The organism is Pseudarthrobacter sp. Y6 (assembly GCF_050156205.1).
In the GTDB taxonomy this organism is placed as follows: domain Bacteria; phylum Actinomycetota; class Actinomycetes; order Actinomycetales; family Micrococcaceae; genus Arthrobacter.
On the sequence record NZ_CP189574.1, the window covers coordinates 1,141,780 to 1,164,379 of the forward strand.

The window sequence follows — 22,600 nt, forward strand, 5'->3', positions numbered from 1 at the left end:
CTGCTCCATGGTGACGGTACCGGCGTCGCCGTCCACGCGGATCTGCTGGCCGCTGGTGAGCCGCTGGGGTGGCCACGCCGGTGCCGAGCACGGCCGGGATGCCGTACTCCCGGGCCACGATGGAGCTGTGGCTCAACGGTCCGCCCACATCGGTCACCACGGCGGAGGCCATCGCGAACAGCGAGGTCCAGGCGGGAGTGGTGATGCGGGCCACGAGAACCTCGCCGGGCTCCATCAGGGCGAAATCCTGGGGCCCCCTCAGGACGCGGGCCGGAGCGGTGACCCGGCCCGAGCTCGCGCCGGTGCCCTTGATGATGTCTCCGGTTTGGTGCTGGGAGCCTGCGGGCATCATGGACCCGAAGGCTTTGTCCATCCACCGGCTCTCGGGGAGCATTTGCGGGGCAGCGGCCTTCACCTGGCCCCGCCACAGCATCTTGCGCTCCTCGACGGCGGCGGCGCGGACGGGCCGGTCCGCCCCGGCAATTGCCACCGCCGGGGTTCCCGGCGCGGCCAGGCCGAACTCGACGGCGCTGCGCAGCTCCTGGTGCCGCAGCCAGAACACGTCGGCCAGCGCGTCCTCGCGGATCGGCGCGGTGTTCTGGGCCCACCGGAGCAGACGGAGCAACGCGGCTCGGCGGCGCCGCCCGAGCCGGGTGCTGATCCGGCTGGTTTCGTCCTCCCGGCGGGCGGCCGACAGCCGCTGCCGCTCGTGCGGGTCAGCGCCTTGCCCCCGCAGGTAGAACTTCACCGCGTCCAGCAACGCTGACGGATCGTCGGCTGGCACCGGGCTGGCGAAGTCCAGGTTGTACACCGCATGGCCGAACCGGCCGAGGTGGTCCTGGAAGCGAAGACGCCACAACTGCCACAACGACTCACTGAACCCGGCAGGTGGCAATCCCGTGCGCTGGGACTCGGCCAACGCCGTCGTCGGTTCATGGAGGATCGCCGAAGCCAATCCCGGAACGCCGCGGGCCCAGGCTGCGAGATCATACAGCGACTTCTCCGCCCGGATGGGTTCGCTGTCGTAGCCGAGGATGAACGTCAGGGCGGGCGGATCCCCCTCGCGCCGGACGAACTTGTCGTAATACGCCCCGAAGGAGATTTCGCTGGTCGCGGCGAGCGGAATGACTGACTGCACGGCTGTGTAGTACACGGTGCCGGCGTCCAGCAGCGCCTGAACACCCTCGAGCAGTTCCGCACCGGAGAGCTCCGTGACGGGCTTCGCCTGCCAGTCTTTGATCACGCGTTCGTAGCGGGGATGCGAGAATTCGCGCCAGCCGGCCACTCCCATGTGCGCCTGGCCGCGGGCCAGCGCGCGTACCGCCGTCAGCGCCTTGCCCATCACCCGCCACATCCCCGAGGTGCGGTAGTAGTAATACGCGTAGCCGTTGATGGTGGGCAGTCCCACGTCGTCCTCGCGGATGACGTTCGTGCCCACGGCCTCGTTCATCAAGGCTCGCAGCGAGCGGGACACCGAGCCGTCAATGAGGTCGGCGAACAGCGGCGAGAGCGGGTCGGGCAGCTGTTCCACGATGCTCGCCCGGAAGTACATCCCCTTCGGGTAAGGCAGGGACCAGATGTCCGTGGTGTCGGCCGACGGTTCGGGCAGCGCGGTGATGGGCCTGGACTGCAGGATGAAGAACCCGTCGCCGGTCCGCGCCCACTCGATGTCCTGCGGGGCGCCGAAATGATCTGCACTCCGGGTTCCATAGCCGGCCAGCTCGGCGGCGGCACGGTCATCAAGCACAGGGGCACGACGGCGGGCTGCCGCCACCGGCTGCTCCCGCGTGCCGTGCTCGGCCTAGACAGTCATAACCGCCTTGTCAGCAGTGCGTCGCGACAGCACGGCGCCCGTCCCGGCGTCGACAACTACGTCATCCGTGGTGACCGTCCCGCTGACCACGGACTCGCCAAGGCCCCACGCGGCACTGATGGCGATCTGGTCGCGGCGCCCGTTGGCCGGATTGGCGGTGAACATGACCCCGGCGGCGTCGGCCTCGACCATCCGCTGGATTACCACCGCGAGGCGCACCGAGTCCGGTCCGATGCCTTCGCGGGCCCGGTAGGCCATGGCCCGCGCCGTCCACAGGGAGGCCCAGCAATCGATCACCGCCGCGGACAGCGCCTCGGCCCCGCGCACGTTCAGGTAGGTTTCCTGTTGCCCGGCGAAGCTGGCTGCGGCGAGGTCCTCGGCCGTGGCCGAGGAACGCACCGCAACGGCTGTGTTGCTGTCACCGTCGCCGTCCACGTCGCCGAGACGCCCGTAGGCGGCGCCGAGTTCCGCTGCGACGGCGGCCGGCATGGTGCCCGCCCGTGAACAGGGTTTGGATCTGCTCCGAGGCGTCCGCGGAGTCCTGGGGTGCGGCCTGCGGCGACAGAGTGGCCAGTTCCTGGATGCGTGCCTCAAGGTGGTTGGTTTCCACAAAATGCGAATAGGCTGCGGTGTTCAGCACAAACCCCGGGGGGACCGGCAGCCCGGCCTGAAGGAGGCCGCCCAGTCCCACGGCCTTGCCGCCGGCCATGGCGATGTCGGATGCTCCCACATCGGCCAAACTGTTGACGTAGGTCATGACCGCGCGTCCTGACTGCCCGGTTTTGGGGGCCTTCAGTGAACCTGATTCTGCACGTACTGGCACTGCCGCAGACAAGAGGCCATAGCTCACGCGTGTCTTAGGATTCACTCCCGCCGTGGCGCACATAAGCTCGATACATGGGCAAAAACCAGCACAGCGAGTTGGAAGGGCAGACCTCCATCAACGAGCTGCTCGACAAGCCCATCGGCGACACCCACATCCAGCTGCTGCTGCCCATCCATGTCCAGCTCCGGCCAGGAGAATTCCGCCGCGTGTCCTGACACCGCGGAAGGCGTCCGCAGAAGTACGACGGCGGCGCTTGGGCGGGTGCCGATGACCGCCTCCGCGCATGGCGGTGACGAAGCCGCTTCATCAGAAGGGCCCGTCCAAGGACGGGCCCTTCTGCGTTGGATGATTCAGTTACCGGCCAGTGCCTGCTCCTGGAAGCCCGCCGGCCGGTCGAATCGTTGGCCCTTCGGCTTGGCATCCATCAGGACGAAGACCAGCACGGCAATGTCGCCGAGGACCGGTATGAGCAACAGGAGTGCCATCCAGCCGCTGAAATTGGCGTCGTGCAGGCGGCGGACGATCAGCGCCACTCCAGGGACGAGGGTCGCCAGCAGCCAGGCGCCCAGGAGGCCCAGCGCGATCATCACTCCGGCCATGACCTCGTTGATGCCGGCAAGAACAGCGCTGAAGTAGAGCAGGGTGGTGACAATGCCGTTGACGATCACCCACCACCAGTATTCGCAACGGCTGGCCCGCCCGGAGAACGTTGCGTACTTCTTGAAGAACCGGATGACGGCGTCCGGGGGTGATGCGGTGTAGAGCGGCGCCGAGAGCGGCACGTCGACAACCGGCTGGGCATACTGCTGTTGTGGTGTGTAGGTAATGATGTTCCCCCGTGCATTTGTGTGATGCTTGTAATTGGTCAGTGCGCGTCCATGCGGAGTAGCCCGATTCGATGTCAGGGACGAGTCCCATGATGAGTCCAGCCGCGGCATTACCGGCGGATGATCCGGCCGGACGGAAGTGCCATGATTCCCCAAATGATGCCGCTCCCAATAGGCATCGATGGCTATCCTACCGGGGTTTATCCATCGACGGTAGTAAATGTCCATCGTGGTGGGCATGCCAGCGGCCGCCGTCGGGACTTACGACGGCGGCGCACGGCTTCGCAGCGCCGTTCGCCTCAGGGAGCGGCAGGCTCCGCCCTTTGCCTTCCATTAGTGCCTGCACCGGCCCGCAGCCGGGCAAGCAGCCAGACCGTCCGCGGGACCGGCCAGAGGATGGCCAGCGCGAGCACCGGCACCAGCGAAACGCCCACGTCGGGAAACTGGCGGATTATCACGGCCAGGTGGGTGTCGAACCGGGCGGGGGCGTAGACGAGGCACAGCCACAGGGCGAACCCGTCGAGGGTGAGGGTCGCGGCGGCCCAGGCCAGAGGAATCCAGCGTTCCTGAGAAGGAGTATGCCGCCGGAGCAGGAACCGGAGCGCCAGCCACAGGCTCAGCAGTTCGGCCAGCAGCAGTGCCAGCGAGACGGCCCAGCTGTAGCGCTGGAGCCAGTCCTCCTGCACAACCGCAGGCAATGGGGACTGTCCGTGGAGGATCCGCAGGATGTTGGTGTCGATGGCCTTCAGTCGCGACGGGGCGGCGGTGTCGTTGCCGTTGATGACCAGGGCGACGCCGAGGCGGGACTCCGGAACCATGGCCAGGTAGGTGTGGCTGTTGCCCCATTCCCCTTGATGCTCCAGGAGCAGTGGCAGGTCTGAATCCGGGCCGGGAGGCGCCCCGGGATCGACGGACTCGGCGAGTGGCCGGGTGAACCACCCCATGGCGTACTCCTTGGATCCGTCCACCTGGACCCTTGGCTCGAACGTGGCCTCCACGCTCCCGGGCTGGAGGATCCGGGCGTCCCCGTAGCGTCCTCCGTCCAGCAGCGCGATCAGCATATGGCCCAGATCCTCGGCCGAGGCGTACATGGTGGATGACGGCATGCCGGTGGTGGGGGCGGGGACGTCGGTCTGGTGCCAGAACGAGCCGAACCACCGGGAGTAGCCGGCGGCCGCATTATCCGCGCGTGCAGCAGACTGGGTCGGATGGCTGTGGGCCATCTTCAGCGGCCCGAAGACGTGCTGCTCCATGTAGTCCCCGAACGGCTGGCCGGAGACTGTCTGCACCAGGAGGCCCAGGATGTTGAAGTTGGCGCTCGCGTAGTGGAAGGCCTCGCCCGGTTCGCCGGCCAGCGCGGAGCCCGACAGGGCGCGGACTCCTTCTTCGAGGGCTTCCGGGCCCTGCGCGTCGGAGGCTTCGAAGGCCGTGTCCTTGGAAGCCATTCCGCTGGTCTGGTGGAGCAGGTGGCGGACCGTGATGGCTGACGAGCGGCTGTCGTCCAGCGTGAACCAGTGCAGGTAGGTCTGCACCGGCTCATCGAGCTGCAGCCGGCCGGCCTCAACCTGCTGCATCACGGCGATGGCCGTGAGGGACTTGCTGGTTGAGGCGAGCAACACCGGCGTCTGCGCGGTCAGCGGCCGCCCGGAGTCATCGGCGCGGCCGAACGCGGCGGAGTGCACCTGCGCCCCGTCCCGGACGACGGCGACGGCGGCACCCGGGATCCCGACGGCGTCGACCTGGTCCTGCAAGAAGGAGTCCAACGCCGCATAGGTCGGCCCGGGATAAGCGGGTCCTGACTTTGCCGAATCGGGCGGGGCCGGTGCCGGAGTGCCCGCGCCTAGAATCCCCACGGCCAGGACGCACACCAGGAGCCAGCGCGATGACGAGGAAATAGTTCGCATGCCCGCACCTGCATTCGGCTGACGTTCTTTCACGGTATGGCCTGGGCAGGTGGAAAACAATCAGCAGAGGATGTGCTGGTACAGGATGTGGTCCTGCCAGGAGCCTGCAATCTTAAGGTAGCGGGGGGCCAGTCCAATCTCGTCAAACCCTGCGCGCTTCAGGATTTCCTGCGAGGCGGCGTTGTGCGGAAGGGTTGCGGCCTGAAGACGGTGCAGTCCCAGCTCCTGTCGTGAAAAACCGACCGCAAAGGCGACGGCTGCCGAACCGATTCCCCGGCTATTGAATTCCTTGTCCACCCAGTACCCGAGGTTGGCGCTGAGGAACGGCCCGCGCACAATCCCGGTGAGGGTCAGCGCCCCGATAACGCGGTCCTCCTCCACGAGAACCAAAGGAACTTCTGACCCAGCTACATGCAGGGCAAGCTTTGACGCGATGACCCTGCTTTGCCCCGCCGTCGTAAAGAACTCTTCCGCCCGTTCCGGTTCCCAGGGAGCCAGATGATCCCTGTTGAGCTGATAGGCGTCCTTCATGCGCTCAGCATCGGTTGGGCGCAGCACCCGTGCTTGGACGCTGCCGGTCAGGGGGTAGGTCTCTGCAGTCACCTCGCGACTATAGCGGTCACAGAACTGGAAGATACCAGTAACAGGATGAACCGGCCCCTGCTATCGCAGGTTAATCGTGGGTACGTTCGCTTCATGCAGAAGACTGCGCCAGACCGTCATGGCCTTCCGTGCCTGCACGCAGCCCAGCGAACACCAGAACCCCGGCGAGGCCACAGTCTACGAAGTAAGCCCGGCCGCAGCTTGTTCAAGCTGCGGCCGGGCCGGCATTAAAGGGCGAAAGTTAGCCCTTCACCCCGGATGCCTTGGGCAGCTTCATGCCGCGCTCGTCCATGAGGGTGCGCAGGCGGGTGGGGTAGTCGGTGATGATGCCGTCCACGCCCAGGTCCATCAGGCGCGCCATGTCGGCGGTGGTGTTCACGGTCCACGGGATGACGGGCAGGCCCAGGCTGTGGGCTTCGGCGATCATCTGCGGGGTGACGGAGCGGAACGTGGGGGAGATGACGTCGTAGCCCTGGGCGGCGGCGGCCTTGGCGAGCGAGCCGTCGTAGTTGTCAATGTCGATGCCGCCGAGTTCCGGCGCAGCGCCCGGCTGGCCCACCTGCATCCAGGCGTCGCCGCTGGAGAGCGCCACGAGCGGCAGCTCCGGGGCGAGCTGCTTGGTGAGGTTCAGTGAGGACCAGTCGAAGGACTGGATGGTGGTGCGGTCTGCGGCGCCGGAAGCCTGGACTTCCGCCACCACGGCCTTGGTGAGGGCCACCATGCCCTCGCCGCCGGCCATGCCGTCCTCCACCTTGGTTTCCACGTTGAAGCGGACCTTCTTGGCGTTGTAGTCGGCGGCGAGCTGGTAGACGTCCTTGAGCTCGGCGATGCGGTTGCCCTCGATCACGTCCTGCTCGGGGTAGCCCGGCAGCTGGGTGAAGCCGCAGTTGAGGGTCTTGACCTGTGCCAGGGACAGCTCCGCCACGCGGTCACCCACGTAGGGGAATTCGGAGTCGCCCGCGGTGGCCGGGGCGGTGTCGATGCACTTGTTGGCCTGGATGGTGTCGTCGTGCCAGACGATGATCTTGCCGTCCTCGGTCAGGTGCGTGTCCAGCTCCAGTGTGGTCACGCCCAGCCTCAGGGAGTTCGCGAAAGCCGCCAGGGACTCCTCGGTCCACTCACCGCGGCCGCCGCGGTGCGCCTGGAGGTCAAAGGAACCGTTGCTCGCGTTCGCCTTGATGGCTGTTGTTGTCGCCGTGCCGGCAGCGTTCGACGACGGCGTTCCGGCTTCCGCGGTTGGAGCGGCGACGGCGGGACTCACCGGTGAGGCGATGGCGGCGGCGAGCAGGGCGGCAGTTGCCGCGGCAGTCAGGACTGTGCGCATGGTGATGGTTCCTCCTGGATGACGGGTTCCGGCGGTTCGCCGGTGACCCGTCAACGCTAAGGGGCGCAGGTTGCGCGGTGGGTGCGGGGAGTTGGAGGGAAGGTTAACGCGGGGCTTCTGCAGCCTCTTCGTTCACCAACCGGGGCTCCTGCCATTTCTTTTCCCGCGGGCCCGGCGGGTAGGCGTGTTCGCGTCCCCCAAGGACGGGCACCAGGTCGCCCACCACCGGCAGAACGGCGGTTCCCGGACACTTTCGGGTGCCAAGCGCAAATGTTTCGACTACGGCTATTCGTGCATCTGAGCCGTCGGGGCAGTGGGTAATCGCGGGCATATTGACACGCCGAATAGGCAGGAATACTCTCTGCCTTAACTGGGCATATTGCCCGGCTTCTAAGTATTTTCGGCGCTGCCTCTGGGTCGCTTCTGCTTGGCAACGGCGCCAGCGTATGCGGCAAATGAACCGGGGGAAATTTTGAATGGTCTCATGTACTAGAGGAGTCGGAAATGTCTGACGGGAATGGACTGCTCCAGCGGTTTTACAAGGAGATAATCGAGGGAGGAAATCTCACCCTCATTGATGACCTGGCGACGGATGACTATGTCGATCACGAAGAGGCCCTTCCAGGGCAACCGCCCGGCTTGGATGGCGTTCGGTACTTCGTGGAAGCGATCCGGACGGCGTTCCCGGATATTAGAGTCAAAACGATCGAAGCGTCAATGGCTGATGGAAACATGGAGGCGTGCCATGTAATTCTGACGGGCACTCATCGTGGCGAGATGGCCGGAATGGCAGCAACGGGCAAAAGCGTCGAATTCGGCACCACTGACATTATTCGCGTCGAGGACGGCAAGGTGGCCGAGCATTGGGGAACCACGGACAACTTGGGCCTCATGCAGCAGATCGGGGCAGTGCCCTCATAACGAGCTCGGCAATGCAGCCACGGATGGCACGGCTCATCCGGAAGCAGACCACGCTGCTGCTGGCTGGCCAGGAACCGGTTCACGTGGTACTGGGAGAGGCCCTCAGCCGCTAGCCGCTGCTAGCGGTGGCGGGGCAGTGTGGCCGCGCCTGGATTTCTCTATTCCGTGTCCGGTTCCCGTGGCTGTCGGTGTCTGTGGTGCAGCGCGTAGCTGTCAAACACCTCCGACGACGTCGTCCCCGGATGACCGAATTTGCCGCGGAGGACCTCGGCGAGATCGTTCAGCGCTGCATGAAGCATCCGTCCGGCAAACTGGAGTTCCGGGCTTTCACTGAGTTGAGCCTCAGACGCCAGCTGATGGGCATAGGCAACGGTGGCCGGCAGGGAACCCCTGTGCTCGACTTCGCGGAAGTAGTACGTTTCATGGAACGACAGCAGATCTATGCTGACGGATGCCACATTTCTGGCCAGTGATTCGAGCAGCCCGGCGGCATGCCGTGGATCCAGCGAAGATACGCCCTCCGGACCTGCCGCTTCCTTGAACAGGTTCAGGTGGTGGGCAACAGCCCGGCGCCGGCTAAGGGCCGGGTATGTCTGCAGGATCCACGTGACAGTGGCCGTCAGCAACCCGAACCCTGTGACGGATTGGAAGGCCGCGACGAGTCTGAGCAGCGGATACGCTGCCACAATGTCGCCGAACCCCACGGTGGAAAGAGTGACCATCGAGATGTAGACCGCTTCGGCAAAGTCGCCCCGCTGTGGCACGCCCGCTTCGTAAACGAAACCTTGCGGCAGATGTGGCAGGTAAAGCAGGGCCCAGCCTATGACTGCCAGGCCTGCCCAGGCACCGATAACGGCAGCCATTGCCAGGGGTGCCGCGATAGTGGAGGCCCGGCCCCTCGACCTTCTCGACAGAAGCCAGAATCCGCGCATGATCGTCCGGCCCACAGGTCCCGACCCGTGCGGATAGAGGAGCGTGTGAAAGACGTCTGCGAGCATCAGCAGGATCAGGCCGGCGCCCATCACTGTCCAGAGTGCATCCTCGAAGTCCATGCCTCATCTTAGAGGCGGGCACGCTCCGCCAGACCGTCATGGCCTTCCGGGCCGGCACCCAGCTCAGCGAACACCAGAATCCCGGCGAAGCCACGGTCCTTGTCACTGTGGTCAAGACCGACCGTTTAGTGCGGCTGCCGGCGTAAGAGAGTACGACAGCGGCTCCTTACCTGGGTGCGCCCGTCGCGTCAGAGCGGGGCGGCCGGTTCCAGCGATATGCCGACGTCGGGGAACTGGCGGACGATGACGGCCAGGTGGGTGTCGAACCGGGCCCGGGCGTAGATGAGGCACAGCCACAGGGCGAACCCATCGAGGGCGAGGGCCCAAGCTGCCAAAGCCAGAGGCTGCCACCGCTTCCGGGACGGGACACGCCGCCGGAGCAGAAACCGGAGCGCCAGCAACAGGCTCAGCAGCTCCGCGAGCAACAGTGCCAGCGAGACGGCCCAGCTGTAGCGCTGCAGCCAGCCTCCTTCACCCACGGCCTGCACGGGGGACTGCCATTGCCGGCTTTCCCGCAGGGGCTGCTGCCACAATGCCCAAGCGCATCCATGCTGGGCGCAGGGGAGAGTACGACGGCGGCGCTTGGGTTGCGTCCGCCGGTTGCCTCAGGTGTACATAAGGGAGCCGGGGGTGGTGAGGAGTTCGCCGGTTTCCAGCCAGGTCTTCAGTCCGGAGAGGATCATCGGCCAGCCGCCGTAGAGCTGTTCGTTGGCGCCTTCGCGGAGCTGGTCGTGGGTGACGGTGAGGTGGCAGGAATCGCCCACCGGCTCGATTTCCCAGGTGATGCGGGAGGTGCCCTCGGCTTTGACGTCCTCGCCCCAGAGGGCCCGCATGGTCTGGACGAGCTTCCGGGGCGGGTCCAGTTCCACGTTCTCGCCTTCGCCCAGGAGGCCACCGGCTTTAGGGTTGCCCATCTCGAAGCGTCCGCCGGGTCTCCAGTCCGACGTGACGGTGTTCCCGAACTGGTATTTGCTGCGGATCTCGCTGTCCGTAATGGCTTCCCAGAGCCGTTCCGGGGTGGTTTTGATGTAGATTTCGAAGATTTTTTCCATGGGACTTTCCAATCTGGTTTTGAGGTCGCTGAGGGCAGCGGCCCATGGTTGTGCATATTTGCTGACCCAGCGGTCGTGGACCAGCCGGATGGGCACCGGATTCAGGAAGTGGAGCTTCTCGCGGCCCCGGCGTCGGGTGACCACCAGGCCGGCTTCTTCCAGTAGCTTGAGGTGCTTCATGACCCCGTAGCGGGTCATCTCGAAACGGGCCTCGAGAGCGTGAAGGGTCTGCCCGTCTTCCCGGAAGAGCTCATCGAGGAGGTCTCTGCGGGTGGGGTCGGCGAGGGCCTTGAACACGGCGTCCATGGTTCAAGAATAGGTGACTATTTGGTCACATGTCTAGGGGTGGCGTCAGCTCATTCGGAAATTTGCTTAGGCGGTTGTCAGTGTCTGGGGGCCTACGCGATGGCGCCGGGGCAGTAGTTCCGGTCGGCGGGCGGCTTCAGCTTGGTCCTGCCGCCGGATTCGACGTCGAGTCCGGCGGTTGCCGCCTGTCGCTGACCTGTTGGCAGCCGGCGACGAAAGAGGAACTTTATACCGATCTCGCCCAGACCGACAGAAATGATAATTTGCGACATTTCTCATCAAGATCGGCTCAAGACTCAATCAACGTTGCCCGAGGTTCGTCGCAGTTTCGGTTTCCGTGGCTCTGCGAGAAATAGGCTCGGCATTTACGTGAAGTTTCAAGAGAAAAGGTCGGGCTGAACGCCGGGCCTTCATTATTGGGGAATTAATGTCGAACAATCAGACCCCTTTCGGGTCAGCACCATCTGCTCCTGCGCCCGGACCGAATCCGCCCAGCAGGCCACGGGCTTCCACGTTCATCGGTGGCGGAATCACAGCCCTCTTCATGATTATTGGCGCCATCAGTAGCGGGTTTGGGGGTGCGCTGGTCTTCCTGGCTATCTCGGCCGCACTTACCGGCCTCTACGTCCTGGCCACCGGACGCCGTTCATGGGCATGGCTCCCGGCGAAGCGGAAGGCAGGGGGCATCGCCCTGGCGGTCTCCTTCGCTCTCTTCATCGCCGGCGCAGTCGCCTTGCCGCGAACCAACGCGGATGACCTTGAGGCAGCCTCCTCAGCCTGGAATGCCTCGCCAGGAACCGCCGCAGCGAGCGCATCAGCAGAGGTGACGTCGACGCCGTCGTCCACTCCGACCGCACAGGCGACAGGCGCCCCGCTCGATCCTGAGACTCCAAGCCTCGTTGCGAACGGCGTTGCGGCTCCGAAGACGCAGCCGGCCTTTGCTACCAAGGCGATTGATCTGCTGGCTACCCTTCCCATCAAGGGCCGGGCGCCGAAGACGGGATATGACCGTGCGCTCTTTGGACAGGCCTGGGCAGACGTCGACCGTAACGGCTGCGATACCCGCAATGACATGCTCAAACGCGACCTTACAGGGATCGCGTACACCAACAGCGTCCCCTGCAAGGTGCAGTCCGGAACTCTTGCGGATCCTTACACGGGTACTACCATCAGCTTCCTGCGGGGGAGTGCCACCAGCAGCGCCGTCCAGATCGACCATGTTGTTGCCCTCAGCGACGCCTGGCAGAAGGGCGCCCAGCAGCTGACCGTGGAGCAGCGGACCGCCTTCGCCAATGACCCCCTGAACCTCCAGTCCACGGACGGTCCCACCAACATGAAAAAGGGCGACGGCGACGCCGCCACCTGGTTGCCGCCGAACAAGGGCTTCCGGTGCGAATACGTGGCGCGGCAGATTTCCGTGAAGGCAACGTACAGCCTGTGGGTCACCCAGGCGGAGCATGACGCGATGGCCAGGATCCTGGCCGACTGCGCCGGGCAGTTGGCACCAACAAACGAGAAGGCGCCGGTGGTTGCCTCGCCCGCACCCGCCCCTGCGCCGGTGGTGGCAGCTGCTCCAGTAGCTCCCGCTCCGGCTCCGGCCCCCGCCCCGGTTGCTCCCGCAAAGGTCGTGCCCGCGCCAGCTCCTGCAGCACCGGCCGCCGTTTACTACGCCAACTGCACGGCTGCCAAGGCCGCAGGCGCCGCACCGATCTTTGCCGGGCAAGCCGGCTACCGGGCGGCGCTTGACCGCGATTCCGACGGCGTGGCCTGCGAGAGCTAGCCACGCCCACTCCACCGATTTAACAATTTTCCAAGGGGGAAAAATGAAAAAGACGCTGATATTAGTTGTGCTGACTGGCCTCATGCTGACGGGCTGCAGTGGCAAGCAGGCAACTGCAAGTGCTGAGGCAGTTGCTGAGGTTTCCGTCACGGTTCCAAACGTGACGAGCCTGACCCTTGATAAGGCCACGGATCAACTGGAAGATCTCGGGCTTAAGGTCGAGGCTGTGGACACAGTCGACGGCAAGTCCATCATCATAGAAAAGAACTGGCAGGTGACGTCCCAAGACCCCACGGGAGGCGCGCAGGTGGCAAAGGATTCCACCGTGCACCTCGGCGTCAAGTCCCTGGAAAAGGTTGCGGCCGAAAAGGCCGCCGCAGAGAAAGCCGCCGCCGACAAGGCGGCAGCAGAGGCGGCTGCTGCAGCAAAGGTTGCGGCGGACAAGGCTGCAGCGGATCAGGCTGCTGCTCAGAAAGCCGCGGCCGAACAGGCGGCAGTACAGCAAGCCGCGAAGCCGGCACCGGCACCGGCACCTGCTCCCGCTGCGCCAGCGCCGGCCGCTGCCTACTTCGGCAGCTGTGCTGAGGCCAAGGCTGCCGGGGCAGCGCCGCTCTACTCCGGGCAGGCTGGCTACCGGGCGGCGCTTGACCGGGACAAGGACGGCGTTGCCTGCGAGAGCTAGCCACGCCCGTGAGTGAACAGGGATGCCGTGGATACCTTTCACAAGGTATCCACGGCATCTCTCTTTGCCGTTCTGCCCGACAACCCGTCAACCCGTGGACATTTCGCGCATCAATCCGAGCTGCGACAGTAACTCCACCTGGTCGAAGTAGAAGCGGTGAGAGGTGATCTCGCCACCCTCCACCTTGGCGACGTCGCAACTCCTGATGCGGAGCTGCTTGCCAGTGGGCTCCATGGTTTCACCGGAGGGCATGCGCAGCGGGCCGGTGTTGGTGCCGATGGCGATGCCCTCATCGATGGCCACGTCGCCGGCCTCGTGCCTTCCCGTCTGCTCGTACCGGACGTCCGGCATGGCGTCCCAGAGTTCGAAGAGGTAGCTGGTGATGGCGTCACGGCCGCGGAGCTCACCCTTGTCCGGGGTGTAGGCGACGGCGTCGGTGGCGTAGCTGAGTGCCAGCGTCTCTTTGTCTTTTGCTTCCATCGCCTTGTTCAGGCGATCCATGACCTCGCGTGCCTGTCCCATTCCGACCTCCAATTTGGGGCGGCCTCACGGAAGCGGGGGCCGCTTCGTGGACTTCTGCTGTTGCGGGAGCCACCTTAATTGCACCTCCGCGGCGAATCACGAGTCAACGGACGGAGCTACCCCTTCGAAAATCGGGGTCCAAGACGGCGTGCAGTCCTTGATGGACGGCGATTCACCGGGAAAGATGGCGCGCATGGCAACCTATACCGAGTCCGATGACCTGCGGGGCGGGCAGTTTTCCGATGTGAACCTGAGTGGGTCCAAGTTCGTCCGCTCCGACCTGTCCGGTGCGTGATGCGCGGCGTTTATGTGGAGCGGGTGGACATCGACGCCCCCTGGCTCCTGGAGGACCAGGGATCGATGCTGGTCAACGGCGTGGACGTGGCTCCACTCGTTGACGCCGAACTCAACCGGCGCTTTCCCGGCCGGGAACTGAGGCACGCCGCCACAGCGTGACCACGCTCGACTGCCTGCACGTCATCCTCCACGAGGAGTGGGAACATCACCGCTTCGCCGTCCGCGACCTCGACGCGATCGAAGCGCGGGCGGCGAAGGGCAGCTAAACCGTCCGCTTCCATAGCGCGACCACGCAGATAAAACCCTTGGCTCTTTGTGGCTTCTTTTGGAATTCTGGTCGTAGTTGTCGATCTGGGCTTCCTGTGGGCGTCGTATGAGTAAGGGCCAGAACGGACGGCCCTGGTGACGGCGAGGTCTTCGGCGTCGATGCAGTGATGAAAGCTCAAATCAGAGTTATGACGAAGGGAGTACGAAAATGTCAAAGTATTTGGTCCTGATCTTCCAGGATGAAGCGGCGAAACAATCCGAAGGCGAGGACATGAGCGCCCCCTACCAGGAGTTCCAGCAACGCCGCGGCGCGTCCCTGCTCAACGGGGCCGCACTGCAGCCACCCTCGACGGCGACGTCCATCCGACGCGACGGAGTGGGTGGATTCTCGGTGACAGATGGTCCTTTCGCCGAGTCGAAGGAGACGCTGGGCGGCTACTACCTGATCGAGGCAGGCGACCTGGATGAGGCGCTGGAGATCGCCAAGGAGGTTCCCGCCGGCATCGGGGTAGAGGTTCGGCCCGTGCGAATGGTCAGCTGATGCCGCAGGCCGCCAGCTCGGAGGTCGCTGCTGCGGTGGCCGATGCGCACCGCAGGGAGTGGGCGTTCGTGCTGGCGGCCACGGTGCGTGTTACCGGCGATATCGACACGGCCGAAGAAGCCGTCCAGGACGCGTACGCCAGTGCTTTGTCTACCTGGGGTCCGCGCGGAATCCCGAAAAAACCGGGGGCGTGGCTCACCGTGACCGCGAGGCGGCGGGCCTTGGATATGCGTCGCCGCGCCGCGACGTCGCAGCGGGCGCTCCCCAAGCTTCTCGACCCGGAGGAGTACACAGAGGACCAGCCGGGCCGGGACGCGGAAGGCATTGCCGATGACCGGCTGCGGTTGATCTTCACCAGCTGCCACCCTGCCCTGGCATTGGACGCGCAGGTGGCACTGACGCTGCGGCTCCTGTGTGGCCTGTCCACCGCTGATGTTGCGCGGGCGTTTCTGCTGCCGGAGGCTACGATGGCGGCGCGGATTACCCGGGCGAAGAAGAAGATCGCGGCCGCGCACATCCCCTACCGTGTGCCGTCGGCGGCCGAGCTGAACGAGCGCGTCGACGGCGTGCTGTCCGTCGTGTACCTGGTGTACACCACCGGGCACACCGCACCGTCAGGAGCGGACCTGATGCGCCGTGATCTCGCGGAACGCGGCCTTGAGCTGGCGAGAATGCTCCGGGTGCTGCTTCCCCATGACCGCGACGTCGCCGGGCTTCTGGCCCTTGTTGTGCTCACTGACGCACGCAGGGGCGCCCGGCTCGATGAACACCGCGAACTCGTGCTGATGGAGAAACAGGACCGATCGAAATGGGACCGGCCGGCCATCGACGAGGGCGTGGCGCTCCTGCGCGAGGCGTTGAACGCGCGGCCTCCGGGCCGCTTCGCCCTCATGGCGGCAATCGCGGCCGTCCATGACGAGAGCGAGTCGTGGTCCGAAACTGACTGGCAGGAGATTCTGGGCCTCTACGACCTGCTCATGGAAACGTGGCCCTCTCCCGTTATCCAACTCAACCGGGCCATAGCCCTCGGCTTCGCGGCGGGGCCCGCGGAGGGTTTGGCGGAGCTGGATGCACTCGGAACCGAACCGCAGCTCGCCCGCTACCCGTATCTTGCCGCCGCCCGCGCCGACTTCCTGACCCGGCTGGGCCGGCTCGATGAGGCCCGGGTGGCCTTCGAGGAGGCGTTGATCCTCACGGACAATGACACCGAACGGGGATACCTCCGGACCCGGCTGAATGAACTGACGGGCTGAGCCGGGGGCGCGCGCTGGATGTATGTACGACGGCGGCGCCCGGGGTGGGTGCCGCACCTCGCCTCAGGTGTACATGAGGGAGCCGGGGGTGGTGAGCTTTTCGCCCGTTTCCAGCCACGTTTTCAGGCCGGAAAGGATCATGCGCCAGCCGCCGTAGAGCTGGTCGTTGGCGCCTTCGCGGAGGTCGCTGTGGGTGACGGTGAGATGGCAGGAATCGCCCACCGGTTCGATCTCCCAGGTGATGCGGGAGGTGCCTTCGGCTTTGACGTCGTCGCCCCACAGTGCCCGCATGGTCTGGACGAGCCTGCGCGGCGGGTCAACTTCGATGTTCTCGCCCTCGCCCAGCAGGGCCCCGGCTTTGGGGTTGCCCATTTCGAACCGCCCGCCCGGGGTCCAGTCGGAGTTGATGGAGTTCCCGAACTGGTATTTGCTGCGGATCTCGCTGTCCGTAATGGCTTCCCAGAGCCGTTCCGGGGTGGTTTTGATGTAGATTTCAAAGATTTTTCCATGGGACTTTCCAATCTTGATTTGAGGTCGCTGAGGGCAGCGGCCCATGGTTCGGCGTATTTGCTCACCCAGCGGTCGTGGACCAGCCGGATGGGCACCGGATTCAGGAAGTGGAGTTTCTCCCGGCCCCGACGGCGGGTGACCACCAGGCCGGCGTCCTCCAGCAGCTTGAGGTGCTTCATGACCCCGTAGCAGGTCATCTCGAAGCGGGCCTCGAGTGCCCTCAGCGATTGACCATCCTCGCGGAAGAGCTCATCGAGCAGGTCCCTGCGGGTGGGGTCGGCGAGAGCCTTGAACACGGCGTCCATAGTTCATTGATAGGTGACTGTATGGTCACATATCAATGTTTACGACGGCGCACTTTGCTTGGGTGCGACGTCGGCAGTCGTTGCCCGGAAAGGGTGGCCGCGCTTGCCGGAGCGGCGTAGGCTCGGGGCACAATGACCGAGCAGCAGCCTTACGAACTGGTTCACCGCTACCCGCACTTTGAGTTGCGCCGGTATCCGGGCCACGTTCTCGCTGAGGTGAGGGTTAATGCCACGTTTGACCGCGCCGGTTACGCCGCCTTCCGGCATCTGTTCAACTACATCAGCGGCAACAATACGTCGCGGCAGAAACTGGCAATGACGGTCCCGGTCACCCAGGGGACCGGAGCTCCACAAAAGCTGGCGATGACTGCACCGGTGATCGAGAGCGGTCCCTTGCCGGGAAGCCGAGTAGCCGCAGATTTCGTGGTGGCCTTTGTGCTCCCCGCAGGCCTCACGGCCGCGACGGCGCCTGTCCCGTCAGACCCTCAGGTCACGGTCCGTGAAGTACCAGGCTCCCTGGCCGCGGTCCTCCGCTTCTCAGGCAGCGGCACCGCCACCGCCTTCGCACGGCGCAACAATGGACTGCAGGCCGCGCTGACACTCGCCGGACTTACCACAACGGGGCCTCCCCGGTTCGCCCGCTTTGACCCGCCGTTCAAGCCATGGTTCCTGCGCCACAACGAGGTAGTCCAGGACGTGCAGGAAACCGCGGCAGCTCCTGGGTCGCCGGCGGTCTGACGCGGTCCCGCCGTGGCGCGGAACGGACACACCTCGACCCAGACAGGGGCGCATCGTGAACGGCCCGCTCCACTGGATGTCGACGTCGGTCTCTACCGTATGGCTCTCGGCTGTTCCGAAGTAACGCGCGCAGCTGAACTCGGGTGCGGCGTTGGCGTAGATGGTCCACTCGCCGCCGGGCGTGCGGTGCCAGACGGAGCGGTAGCCGGGGCCAATGGAGCTCACCGGAAAATCCCGGAAGGCCAGATAGTGGCCGCTGGTAAAAGGTAGCCCCAGGACGGCGTAGCCGGCGAAATGCTCGGCTGCGTCTTCCGGAAATTCGGCACGTTTCGGTGTTGCCTCTGCTGATGACTGCGGCTGGTAGATGGTCATGGCCGCCTCCTTTTCTCTATGTCCTGAGCCTAGGAGCAGGACGCAGCAAGGGCATGGGGCAACTGCCCCATTTTGCTTCACAGCGCACTCCCCCTGACCCGCCGTCATACCGCTCCCCGTAAATTACCTACCGTTCGGCGCGCAATTAGTACGTTTGCTGATGATCAGGCACATGATTGCTGGAGGCAACGGGACATGGTGGGGGTCTTTCGTCTCTGGATCGAACGGACATCGACGTCGTCGACAAGCAAGAGGAGCACTTATGGGCTGGCTGGACCGTGACCACACAATCGCCCCGCCGGGATTCAACCGCTGGCTCGTACCGCCCGCGGCGCTCGCCGTCCACCTCTGCATCGGCCAGGCCTACGCCACCAGCGTCTACAAGACGGCGCTGGTCAAGCATTTCGGTGCCAGCCTCACCGAAATCGGCGTGATTTTCTCCATCGCCATCGTGATGCTGGGCCTCTCGGCGGCGATCATGGGCACCTGGGTGGACACAAACGGCCCGCGCAAGGCGATGTTCACCTCGGCCATGTTCTGGGCCAGCGGCTTCCTGATCGGCTCCCTCGGCATCTTCACGAGCCAGCTGTGGCTCGTGTACCTCGGCTACGGCTTCGTGGGCGGGATCGGCCTGGGCATCGGCTACATCTCGCCCGTGTCCACCCTGATCAAGTGGTTCCCGGACCGGCCGGGCCTGGCCACCGGCATGGCCATCATGGGCTTCGGCGGCGGCGCGCTGATCGCCAGCCCCGTCTCCACGGCCCTGCTCAAAATGTACGATCCCAACTCCGGCGCCCAGGGCTGGGTGGCCAGCGGCGATGCCGTCGGAAAGCTCTTCCTGACCCTCGCCGTCGTCTACCTCGCGTATATGCTCTTCGGCGCCTTCACCATCCGGGTCCCCGCCGACGGTTGGCGGCCGGCCGGGTTCGACCCCGCCAAGGTCAAGGCCGCAAAGCTTGTCACCACGGAGAACGTCAGTGCCAAGAACGCCATCAAGACCCGGCAGTTCTGGCTGGTGTGGGTGGCGCTGTTCTGCAACGTCACCGCCGGCATCGGCATCCTGGAACAGGCCGCACCGATGATCCAGGACTTCTTCCGCCAGGCCGACGGCGTGTCCCTGGTCAGTGCCGGCGTCGCCGCGGGCTTCGTGGGACTGCTGTCCATCGGCAACATGGCCGGGCGCTTCGCCTGGTCCGCCACGTCCGACGTCACCGGGCGAAAGCGCATCTACATGGTGTACCTGGGCGTAGGTGCTGTGCTTTACACCGTGCTGGCGCTGGCCGGGTCAACCACCACGATCCTTTACGTGGCACTGGCATTCGTCATCATTTCTTTCTACGGCGGCGGCTTCGCGACCGTCCCGGCGTACCTGCGGGACCTCTTCGGGACCTTCCAGGTGGGCGCCATCCACGGCCGGCTGCTGACCGCCTGGTCCGCAGCCGGGGTGGCGGGGCCGCTGATAGTCAACGCTTTCCTTGACGCCCAGGGCAAGCCCGGGCAGCTGAACGCCGCGTCCTACCAGCCGGCGCTGCTGACCATGGTGGGGCTGCTGGTGATCGGCTTTGTGGCCAACCTGCTGGTCAAACCGGTAGACGCACGATTCCACGAACCCCGCCCCGAACGCGAGCGGCTGCACGAACCAGCCACGGAGGCCTGAGATGAGCACTGCACACACCCCCGGCGCGCAGGCGCCGGTGAAAGCGTCCACCGGCAGACTCGCCGTGGCCTGGGCCCTCGTCGGAATGCCGCTGGCCTACGGAGTCTACGAAACCCTCACCCGGGTGTCGGCGCTGTTCGGCTGAACAGGTGGGCAGGGGCTCCGGAGAAATCTCCGGAGGCCCTGCACGAACCGGCTGGTGTCCGGACTATTCGGGCAGGCCCAGGTTGTGGGCTTCGGCGATCATCGCGGGGGTGACCGAGCGGAACATGGCCCTCACCGTCGCCGGCAGGGTGAAGAACCTCAAGGCCAGGCATTGGCAGGAGTTCGCCGCCAACATCGGGCTGCCGGAAAGAGCGGCCACGGCTGCAAACACGGTAGCCCTGACAGCCGCGGCCGCCATCGATGTGGACACCTTGCCCTTCACCGGGTCGCCCCTGAACGGGGCGCTGCCGGAACTGCGGTTCCGCCGCGCCGAACTCACCGGCTGATGCTTGGGGCGCGACGGAGGGCGGTGGGAGGATGGATCTGTGCAGCCATTCTTTGACTTCCTTGGCCACTACTGGTGGCTCATCTTCCCTCTGGGCGGAATGGCCGGCGGGTGGGCGCGCCAGTGGTCCAGAGCCAGTGAACGCCGGCACCGGCGCAAGGTGGAGCTCTATAAACTCAAGAACCAGACTGTGCAGGCGGAACGGGCCAGCCAGACTGAGGTCGCGGCGCTGACTGCGGCGCTCGACGCCGTGAACCGGCGGTGGCTGGACTACGAGCTCGACGTCGGGAAGCTTATCGACTTTCCGGTGATGACGGATGTGCGGGAACCTCTCACCGTCGCGTTCCTCCGGGCGAAGAGGGAGGCAGACGGTTTGCGCCCTGCCGCCCCAGGCGACATTGCGTCGTCGGCGCGGCTGGGGGAGTACCGGTCGGCCGTGCACGCCTTTGAGGTGGCCTTCGACGTTGCCGAGCGGGAAGCCAAGCGGATCAAGGACCGCAACTTCACTGAGCCGGAACGCCAGCGCCTGGCGACGGCCAGGAAGCTGCTCAACATCGCTTCCGACAATGCCGCCACACCGGCGGAACGCCAAACAGCGTACAAGCGCGCCCGGCGGGAACTGGATGGTCTCATCGTCCTGCCCGAGGCTACGCTCGCGGCGCTGGAAGCGACGATCGCCGGAGAACTGAACTCACCGCGCGCCTCGGAATGACCGGGCAGGGGAGTACGACGTCGGCGCCCGGGTCGGGTGCCGCGGTTGCCTTCAGGTGTACATCAGTGAGCCGGGGGTGGTGAGCTCCGGCTGGGGTCGAGGTCTTCCCCGGGTCGGGCGGCGGGAGGCGGCCACGGGCACCCCTGTATCCTGAGAATGTAGTTCAAGGGCCCCAGCGGCCATCGACCAAGCTCGGTTCGCGGCCGAATGTCGGTCTGGAATCTGGGCCGCAGCCTTGGACGTCATCGAATCGCCGCCGCAATCGTCAGTCTCCGATCGGCCCCCGGACTCTTGGAATGGATCCTTTATCAGTACTGACACGCCAGCTCCCGTGGGAATCCCGATGCCGGTCCTCAAGCCCTCGCGCACAGCTGAGGTGGATGGGCCCGCCCTCGTGACCTGGGTCGAGGCTGGTGAGAGCATGACCGCGCGATGGCGTTCGGCGAACGGCAGACCGGCGCCGACGCGCGTCGAAGTGGTCTCCGACTCTCTCACGGCCGATGATGCGAACCGGATGGCGTCACAGGGGATCGCGATGCTCTGGCACGGTGACTTCCACAACGCGCGGCAGATCCTCAACGCCATGGACCGGCGGCTAGGCGCCGGAAAGAAAGAGGCCGCAGGAACTCCGGCGGATAAGTTCTATCGGCATCGCCAGTCCCGCTCGCATCGTGCACGCATTCTCGGCCTGCTGCTGATTCCTCTTGATCCGGGCCCGGTGGTGCCGCTGCGCCGCGCACCGGATATCCGGGAGGCCGCCGCTGAAGCGTACGGCGATATCGGCGAATCTTCCGTTGTGTCCCTGCATGAGCTTGTCGGGGCAATTGGCGCCCACGAGTGGCGACGGAATGGCGTCTACGTCGATGCCCTGCAGGGCCGCATCCACCCGCACTATGGCACGTTCTTCCCCACCCGGAGTGAGTATGTGGATCTCGTGGCCGCCGCTCCGCTGCCCGCTGACACGCTGGCGTTCGACGTCGGAACCGGCACCGGGGTGCTCGCTGCCGTCCTCGCGCGCCGTGGCGTCCACCGCGTGGTGGCCACGGACAATGAACCGCGTGCAATCGCCTGCGCCGCTGAGAATTTCCGGAACCTCGGTGTCCAGGACCGTGCTGAGGCCGTCCTGACCGACATGTTCCCGCCCGGACGGGCACCGCTCATCGTGTGCAACCCGCCCTGGATTCCGGCCACGCCGCATTCCACCCTGGACAGCGCCGTCTACGACCCCGGGAGCAGGATGCTGTTCCGCTTCCTGAACGAACTCTCCGACCATCTGGAGCCGGGCGGTGAGGGCTGGCTTGTCCTCTCCGACCTGGCCGAGCACCTTGGCCTGCGGTCGCGTGACGATCTGCTGGCCGCCATCAAGGCGGCTGGGCTGAAGGTGATGGATCGGCTCGACACCAAGCCGACGCATCCGAAGGCTTCGGACCGCGACGATCCCCTGTTCGAGGCGCGTTCGGCCGAGGTCACGTCCCTGTGGCGGCTTGTTCGCCGATAGTCAGGGAGCGTAAGCAGGCCACCGACCGCGGAGTTTGCAGCACCCGTTGTCAGTGCTCGGCAGCCTTCGATCGTCGACCCGTATGTGCAGGACATGACCCGGATCCTCACCCAGTTCCCACGCATGGGCGCACCAGCGCTCGCCCAGCGGGTCGGCTACACGGGTGGACATGGGGTCCGAGGAGGAACGGTACGGAAATTCACGCTAAGGGGTCGGCGGCCTGCGATGTGACTTGCAGCGATAAATGGCGGTCTTCTCGCAACGATATTTGGCACCTCGCAGTCTTCAAGGGGATCCCTTACCGGACGGTCTCTCGACCCTTGTTGCCTAACAATACGGACCGATTGG

The 22,600-nt window shown here is 65.3% G+C and carries 24 protein-coding genes and 2 pseudogenes; 14 read left to right on the forward strand and 12 right to left on the reverse strand.

All coding sequences use genetic code 11. The features are described 5' to 3' along the window. Nucleotides 1-127 precede the first annotated feature (127 nt). A pseudogene (locus ACQCSW_RS05545) lies at nt 128-2,302 on the reverse strand (PEP/pyruvate-binding domain-containing protein); the annotation flags it as partial. Continuing rightward, a complete protein-coding gene (locus ACQCSW_RS05550; RefSeq protein ID WP_426989854.1) occupies nt 2,232-2,570 on the reverse strand; it encodes a PEP/pyruvate-binding domain-containing protein in 339 nt (112 codons plus the stop codon). The pseudogene ACQCSW_RS05545 and the gene ACQCSW_RS05550, both read right to left, overlap by 71 nt. Before the next feature lie 140 nt (nt 2,571-2,710). Here ACQCSW_RS05550 and ACQCSW_RS05555 point away from each other — a divergent pair, with 140 nt between their 5' ends. Beyond that, entirely contained in the window at nt 2,711-2,854 is a 144-nt protein-coding gene (locus tag ACQCSW_RS05555) for a hypothetical protein (RefSeq protein ID WP_426989855.1), read from the forward strand. A gap of 135 nt (nt 2,855-2,989) precedes the next feature. Here the strand turns inward: ACQCSW_RS05555 and ACQCSW_RS05560 are convergent, their stop codons facing one another. The 4 genes from ACQCSW_RS05560 to ACQCSW_RS05575 all read right to left on the reverse strand — a co-directional run bounded on the left by ACQCSW_RS05560 (nt 2,990) and on the right by ACQCSW_RS05575 (nt 7,297). Next, nucleotides 2,990-3,421, reverse strand: a complete 432-nt coding sequence (locus tag ACQCSW_RS05560; protein ID WP_426989856.1) for a DUF805 domain-containing protein — start codon at nt 3,419-3,421, stop codon at nt 2,990-2,992. 344 nt (nt 3,422-3,765) lie between these two features. Beyond that, the gene (locus tag ACQCSW_RS05565) at nt 3,766-5,370 is read right to left on the reverse strand and encodes a serine hydrolase domain-containing protein (protein WP_426989857.1); all 1,605 of its coding nucleotides are present in this window, start codon (nt 5,368-5,370) and stop codon (nt 3,766-3,768) included. Nucleotides 5,371-5,430: 60 nt separating this feature from the next. After that, complete coding sequence (locus tag ACQCSW_RS05570) at nt 5,431-5,973, reverse strand: GNAT family N-acetyltransferase (protein WP_426989858.1); 543 nt, start codon at nt 5,971-5,973, stop codon at nt 5,431-5,433. 241 nt (nt 5,974-6,214) lie between these two features. Next, nucleotides 6,215-7,297, reverse strand: a complete 1,083-nt coding sequence (locus ACQCSW_RS05575) for a glycerophosphodiester phosphodiesterase family protein (RefSeq protein ID WP_426989859.1) — start codon at nt 7,295-7,297, stop codon at nt 6,215-6,217. A 504-nt stretch (nt 7,298-7,801) separates the two neighbouring features. Between ACQCSW_RS05575 and ACQCSW_RS05580 the strand changes: the two genes are divergently transcribed. Beyond that, nucleotides 7,802-8,218: an ester cyclase gene (locus tag ACQCSW_RS05580; RefSeq protein WP_426989860.1), complete on the forward strand. Its 417-nt coding sequence runs from the start codon at nt 7,802-7,804 to the stop codon at nt 8,216-8,218. Between the two features lie 158 nt (nt 8,219-8,376). On the opposite strand, the gene ACQCSW_RS05585 is transcribed toward ACQCSW_RS05580, so the two are convergent. The 4 genes from ACQCSW_RS05585 to ACQCSW_RS05600 form a co-directional block, all read right to left on the reverse strand. Then, complete coding sequence (locus ACQCSW_RS05585; protein WP_426989861.1) at nt 8,377-9,270, reverse strand: potassium channel family protein; 894 nt, start codon at nt 9,268-9,270, stop codon at nt 8,377-8,379. Nucleotides 9,271-9,458: 188 nt separating this feature from the next. Continuing rightward, complete coding sequence (locus ACQCSW_RS05590; protein ID WP_426989862.1) at nt 9,459-9,803, reverse strand: hypothetical protein; 345 nt, start codon at nt 9,801-9,803, stop codon at nt 9,459-9,461. A 72-nt stretch (nt 9,804-9,875) separates the two neighbouring features. After that, complete coding sequence (locus tag ACQCSW_RS05595; protein ID WP_426989863.1) at nt 9,876-10,628, reverse strand: ArsR/SmtB family transcription factor; 753 nt, start codon at nt 10,626-10,628, stop codon at nt 9,876-9,878. 92 nt (nt 10,629-10,720) lie between these two features. Continuing rightward, a complete protein-coding gene (locus ACQCSW_RS05600; protein WP_426989864.1) occupies nt 10,721-10,900 on the reverse strand; it encodes a hypothetical protein in 180 nt (59 codons plus the stop codon). Nucleotides 10,901-11,172: 272 nt separating this feature from the next. Here ACQCSW_RS05600 and ACQCSW_RS05605 point away from each other — a divergent pair, with 272 nt between their 5' ends. Next, entirely contained in the window at nt 11,173-12,408 is a 1,236-nt protein-coding gene (locus tag ACQCSW_RS05605; protein WP_426989865.1) for a GmrSD restriction endonuclease domain-containing protein, read from the forward strand. Between the two features lie 43 nt (nt 12,409-12,451). After that, nucleotides 12,452-13,090, forward strand: coding sequence for an excalibur calcium-binding domain-containing protein (locus ACQCSW_RS05610; RefSeq protein WP_426989866.1), 639 nt, complete (start codon nt 12,452-12,454; stop codon nt 13,088-13,090). 87 nt (nt 13,091-13,177) lie between these two features. Here the strand turns inward: ACQCSW_RS05610 and ACQCSW_RS05615 are convergent, their stop codons facing one another. After that, nucleotides 13,178-13,612, reverse strand: coding sequence for an ester cyclase (locus tag ACQCSW_RS05615; protein ID WP_426989867.1), 435 nt, complete (start codon nt 13,610-13,612; stop codon nt 13,178-13,180). A 193-nt stretch (nt 13,613-13,805) separates the two neighbouring features. Here ACQCSW_RS05615 and ACQCSW_RS05620 point away from each other — a divergent pair, with 193 nt between their 5' ends. The 4 genes from ACQCSW_RS05620 to ACQCSW_RS05635 all read left to right on the forward strand — a co-directional run bounded on the left by ACQCSW_RS05620 (nt 13,806) and on the right by ACQCSW_RS05635 (nt 15,970). Further along, nucleotides 13,806-13,907 carry a pentapeptide repeat-containing protein gene (locus ACQCSW_RS05620; protein WP_354249467.1) on the forward strand — a complete coding sequence of 34 codons (102 nt, stop codon included), beginning with the start codon at nt 13,806-13,808 and terminating at the stop codon, nt 13,905-13,907. Beyond that, complete coding sequence (locus ACQCSW_RS05625) at nt 13,907-14,068, forward strand: hypothetical protein (RefSeq protein ID WP_354249466.1); 162 nt, start codon at nt 13,907-13,909, stop codon at nt 14,066-14,068. The genes ACQCSW_RS05620 and ACQCSW_RS05625 overlap by 1 nt, the downstream gene beginning before the upstream one ends. 316 nt (nt 14,069-14,384) lie before the next feature. Beyond that, nucleotides 14,385-14,717: a YciI family protein gene (locus ACQCSW_RS05630; RefSeq protein ID WP_354249465.1), complete on the forward strand. Its 333-nt coding sequence runs from the start codon at nt 14,385-14,387 to the stop codon at nt 14,715-14,717. Next, nucleotides 14,717-15,970: an RNA polymerase sigma factor gene (locus ACQCSW_RS05635; RefSeq protein WP_426989868.1), complete on the forward strand. Its 1,254-nt coding sequence runs from the start codon at nt 14,717-14,719 to the stop codon at nt 15,968-15,970. Before ACQCSW_RS05630 ends, ACQCSW_RS05635 begins: the two co-directional genes overlap by 1 nt. 63 nt (nt 15,971-16,033) lie before the next feature. Here ACQCSW_RS05635 and ACQCSW_RS05640 read toward each other — a convergent pair. Then, nucleotides 16,034-16,785 (reverse strand): annotated as a pseudogene (locus ACQCSW_RS05640) (ArsR/SmtB family transcription factor). Nucleotides 16,786-16,917: 132 nt separating this feature from the next. Between ACQCSW_RS05640 and ACQCSW_RS05645 the strand changes: the two are divergent. The 6 genes from ACQCSW_RS05645 (at nt 16,918) to ACQCSW_RS05670 (ending at nt 22,252) form a co-directional block, all read left to right on the forward strand. Beyond that, entirely contained in the window at nt 16,918-17,523 is a 606-nt protein-coding gene (locus ACQCSW_RS05645; RefSeq protein ID WP_426989869.1) for an SOUL family heme-binding protein, read from the forward strand. Between the two features lie 634 nt (nt 17,524-18,157). Continuing rightward, nucleotides 18,158-19,552 carry an OFA family MFS transporter gene (locus tag ACQCSW_RS05650; protein WP_426989870.1) on the forward strand — a complete coding sequence of 465 codons (1,395 nt, stop codon included), beginning with the start codon at nt 18,158-18,160 and terminating at the stop codon, nt 19,550-19,552. A gap of 1 nt (nt 19,553) precedes the next feature. Next, entirely contained in the window at nt 19,554-19,697 is a 144-nt protein-coding gene (locus ACQCSW_RS05655; protein ID WP_426989871.1) for an MFS transporter small subunit, read from the forward strand. Between the two features lie 109 nt (nt 19,698-19,806). Beyond that, nucleotides 19,807-20,043 (forward strand): hypothetical protein, encoded by a 237-nt coding sequence (locus ACQCSW_RS05660; protein WP_426989872.1) that lies wholly within the window; start codon nt 19,807-19,809, stop codon nt 20,041-20,043. A 39-nt stretch (nt 20,044-20,082) separates the two neighbouring features. Further along, on the forward strand, nt 20,083-20,754 hold the full coding sequence (locus tag ACQCSW_RS05665; protein WP_426989873.1) for a hypothetical protein: 672 nt from the start codon (nt 20,083-20,085) through the stop codon (nt 20,752-20,754). A gap of 421 nt (nt 20,755-21,175) precedes the next feature. Next, nucleotides 21,176-22,252: a methyltransferase gene (locus ACQCSW_RS05670; protein WP_426989874.1), complete on the forward strand. Its 1,077-nt coding sequence runs from the start codon at nt 21,176-21,178 to the stop codon at nt 22,250-22,252. Nucleotides 22,253-22,600 lie beyond the last annotated feature (348 nt).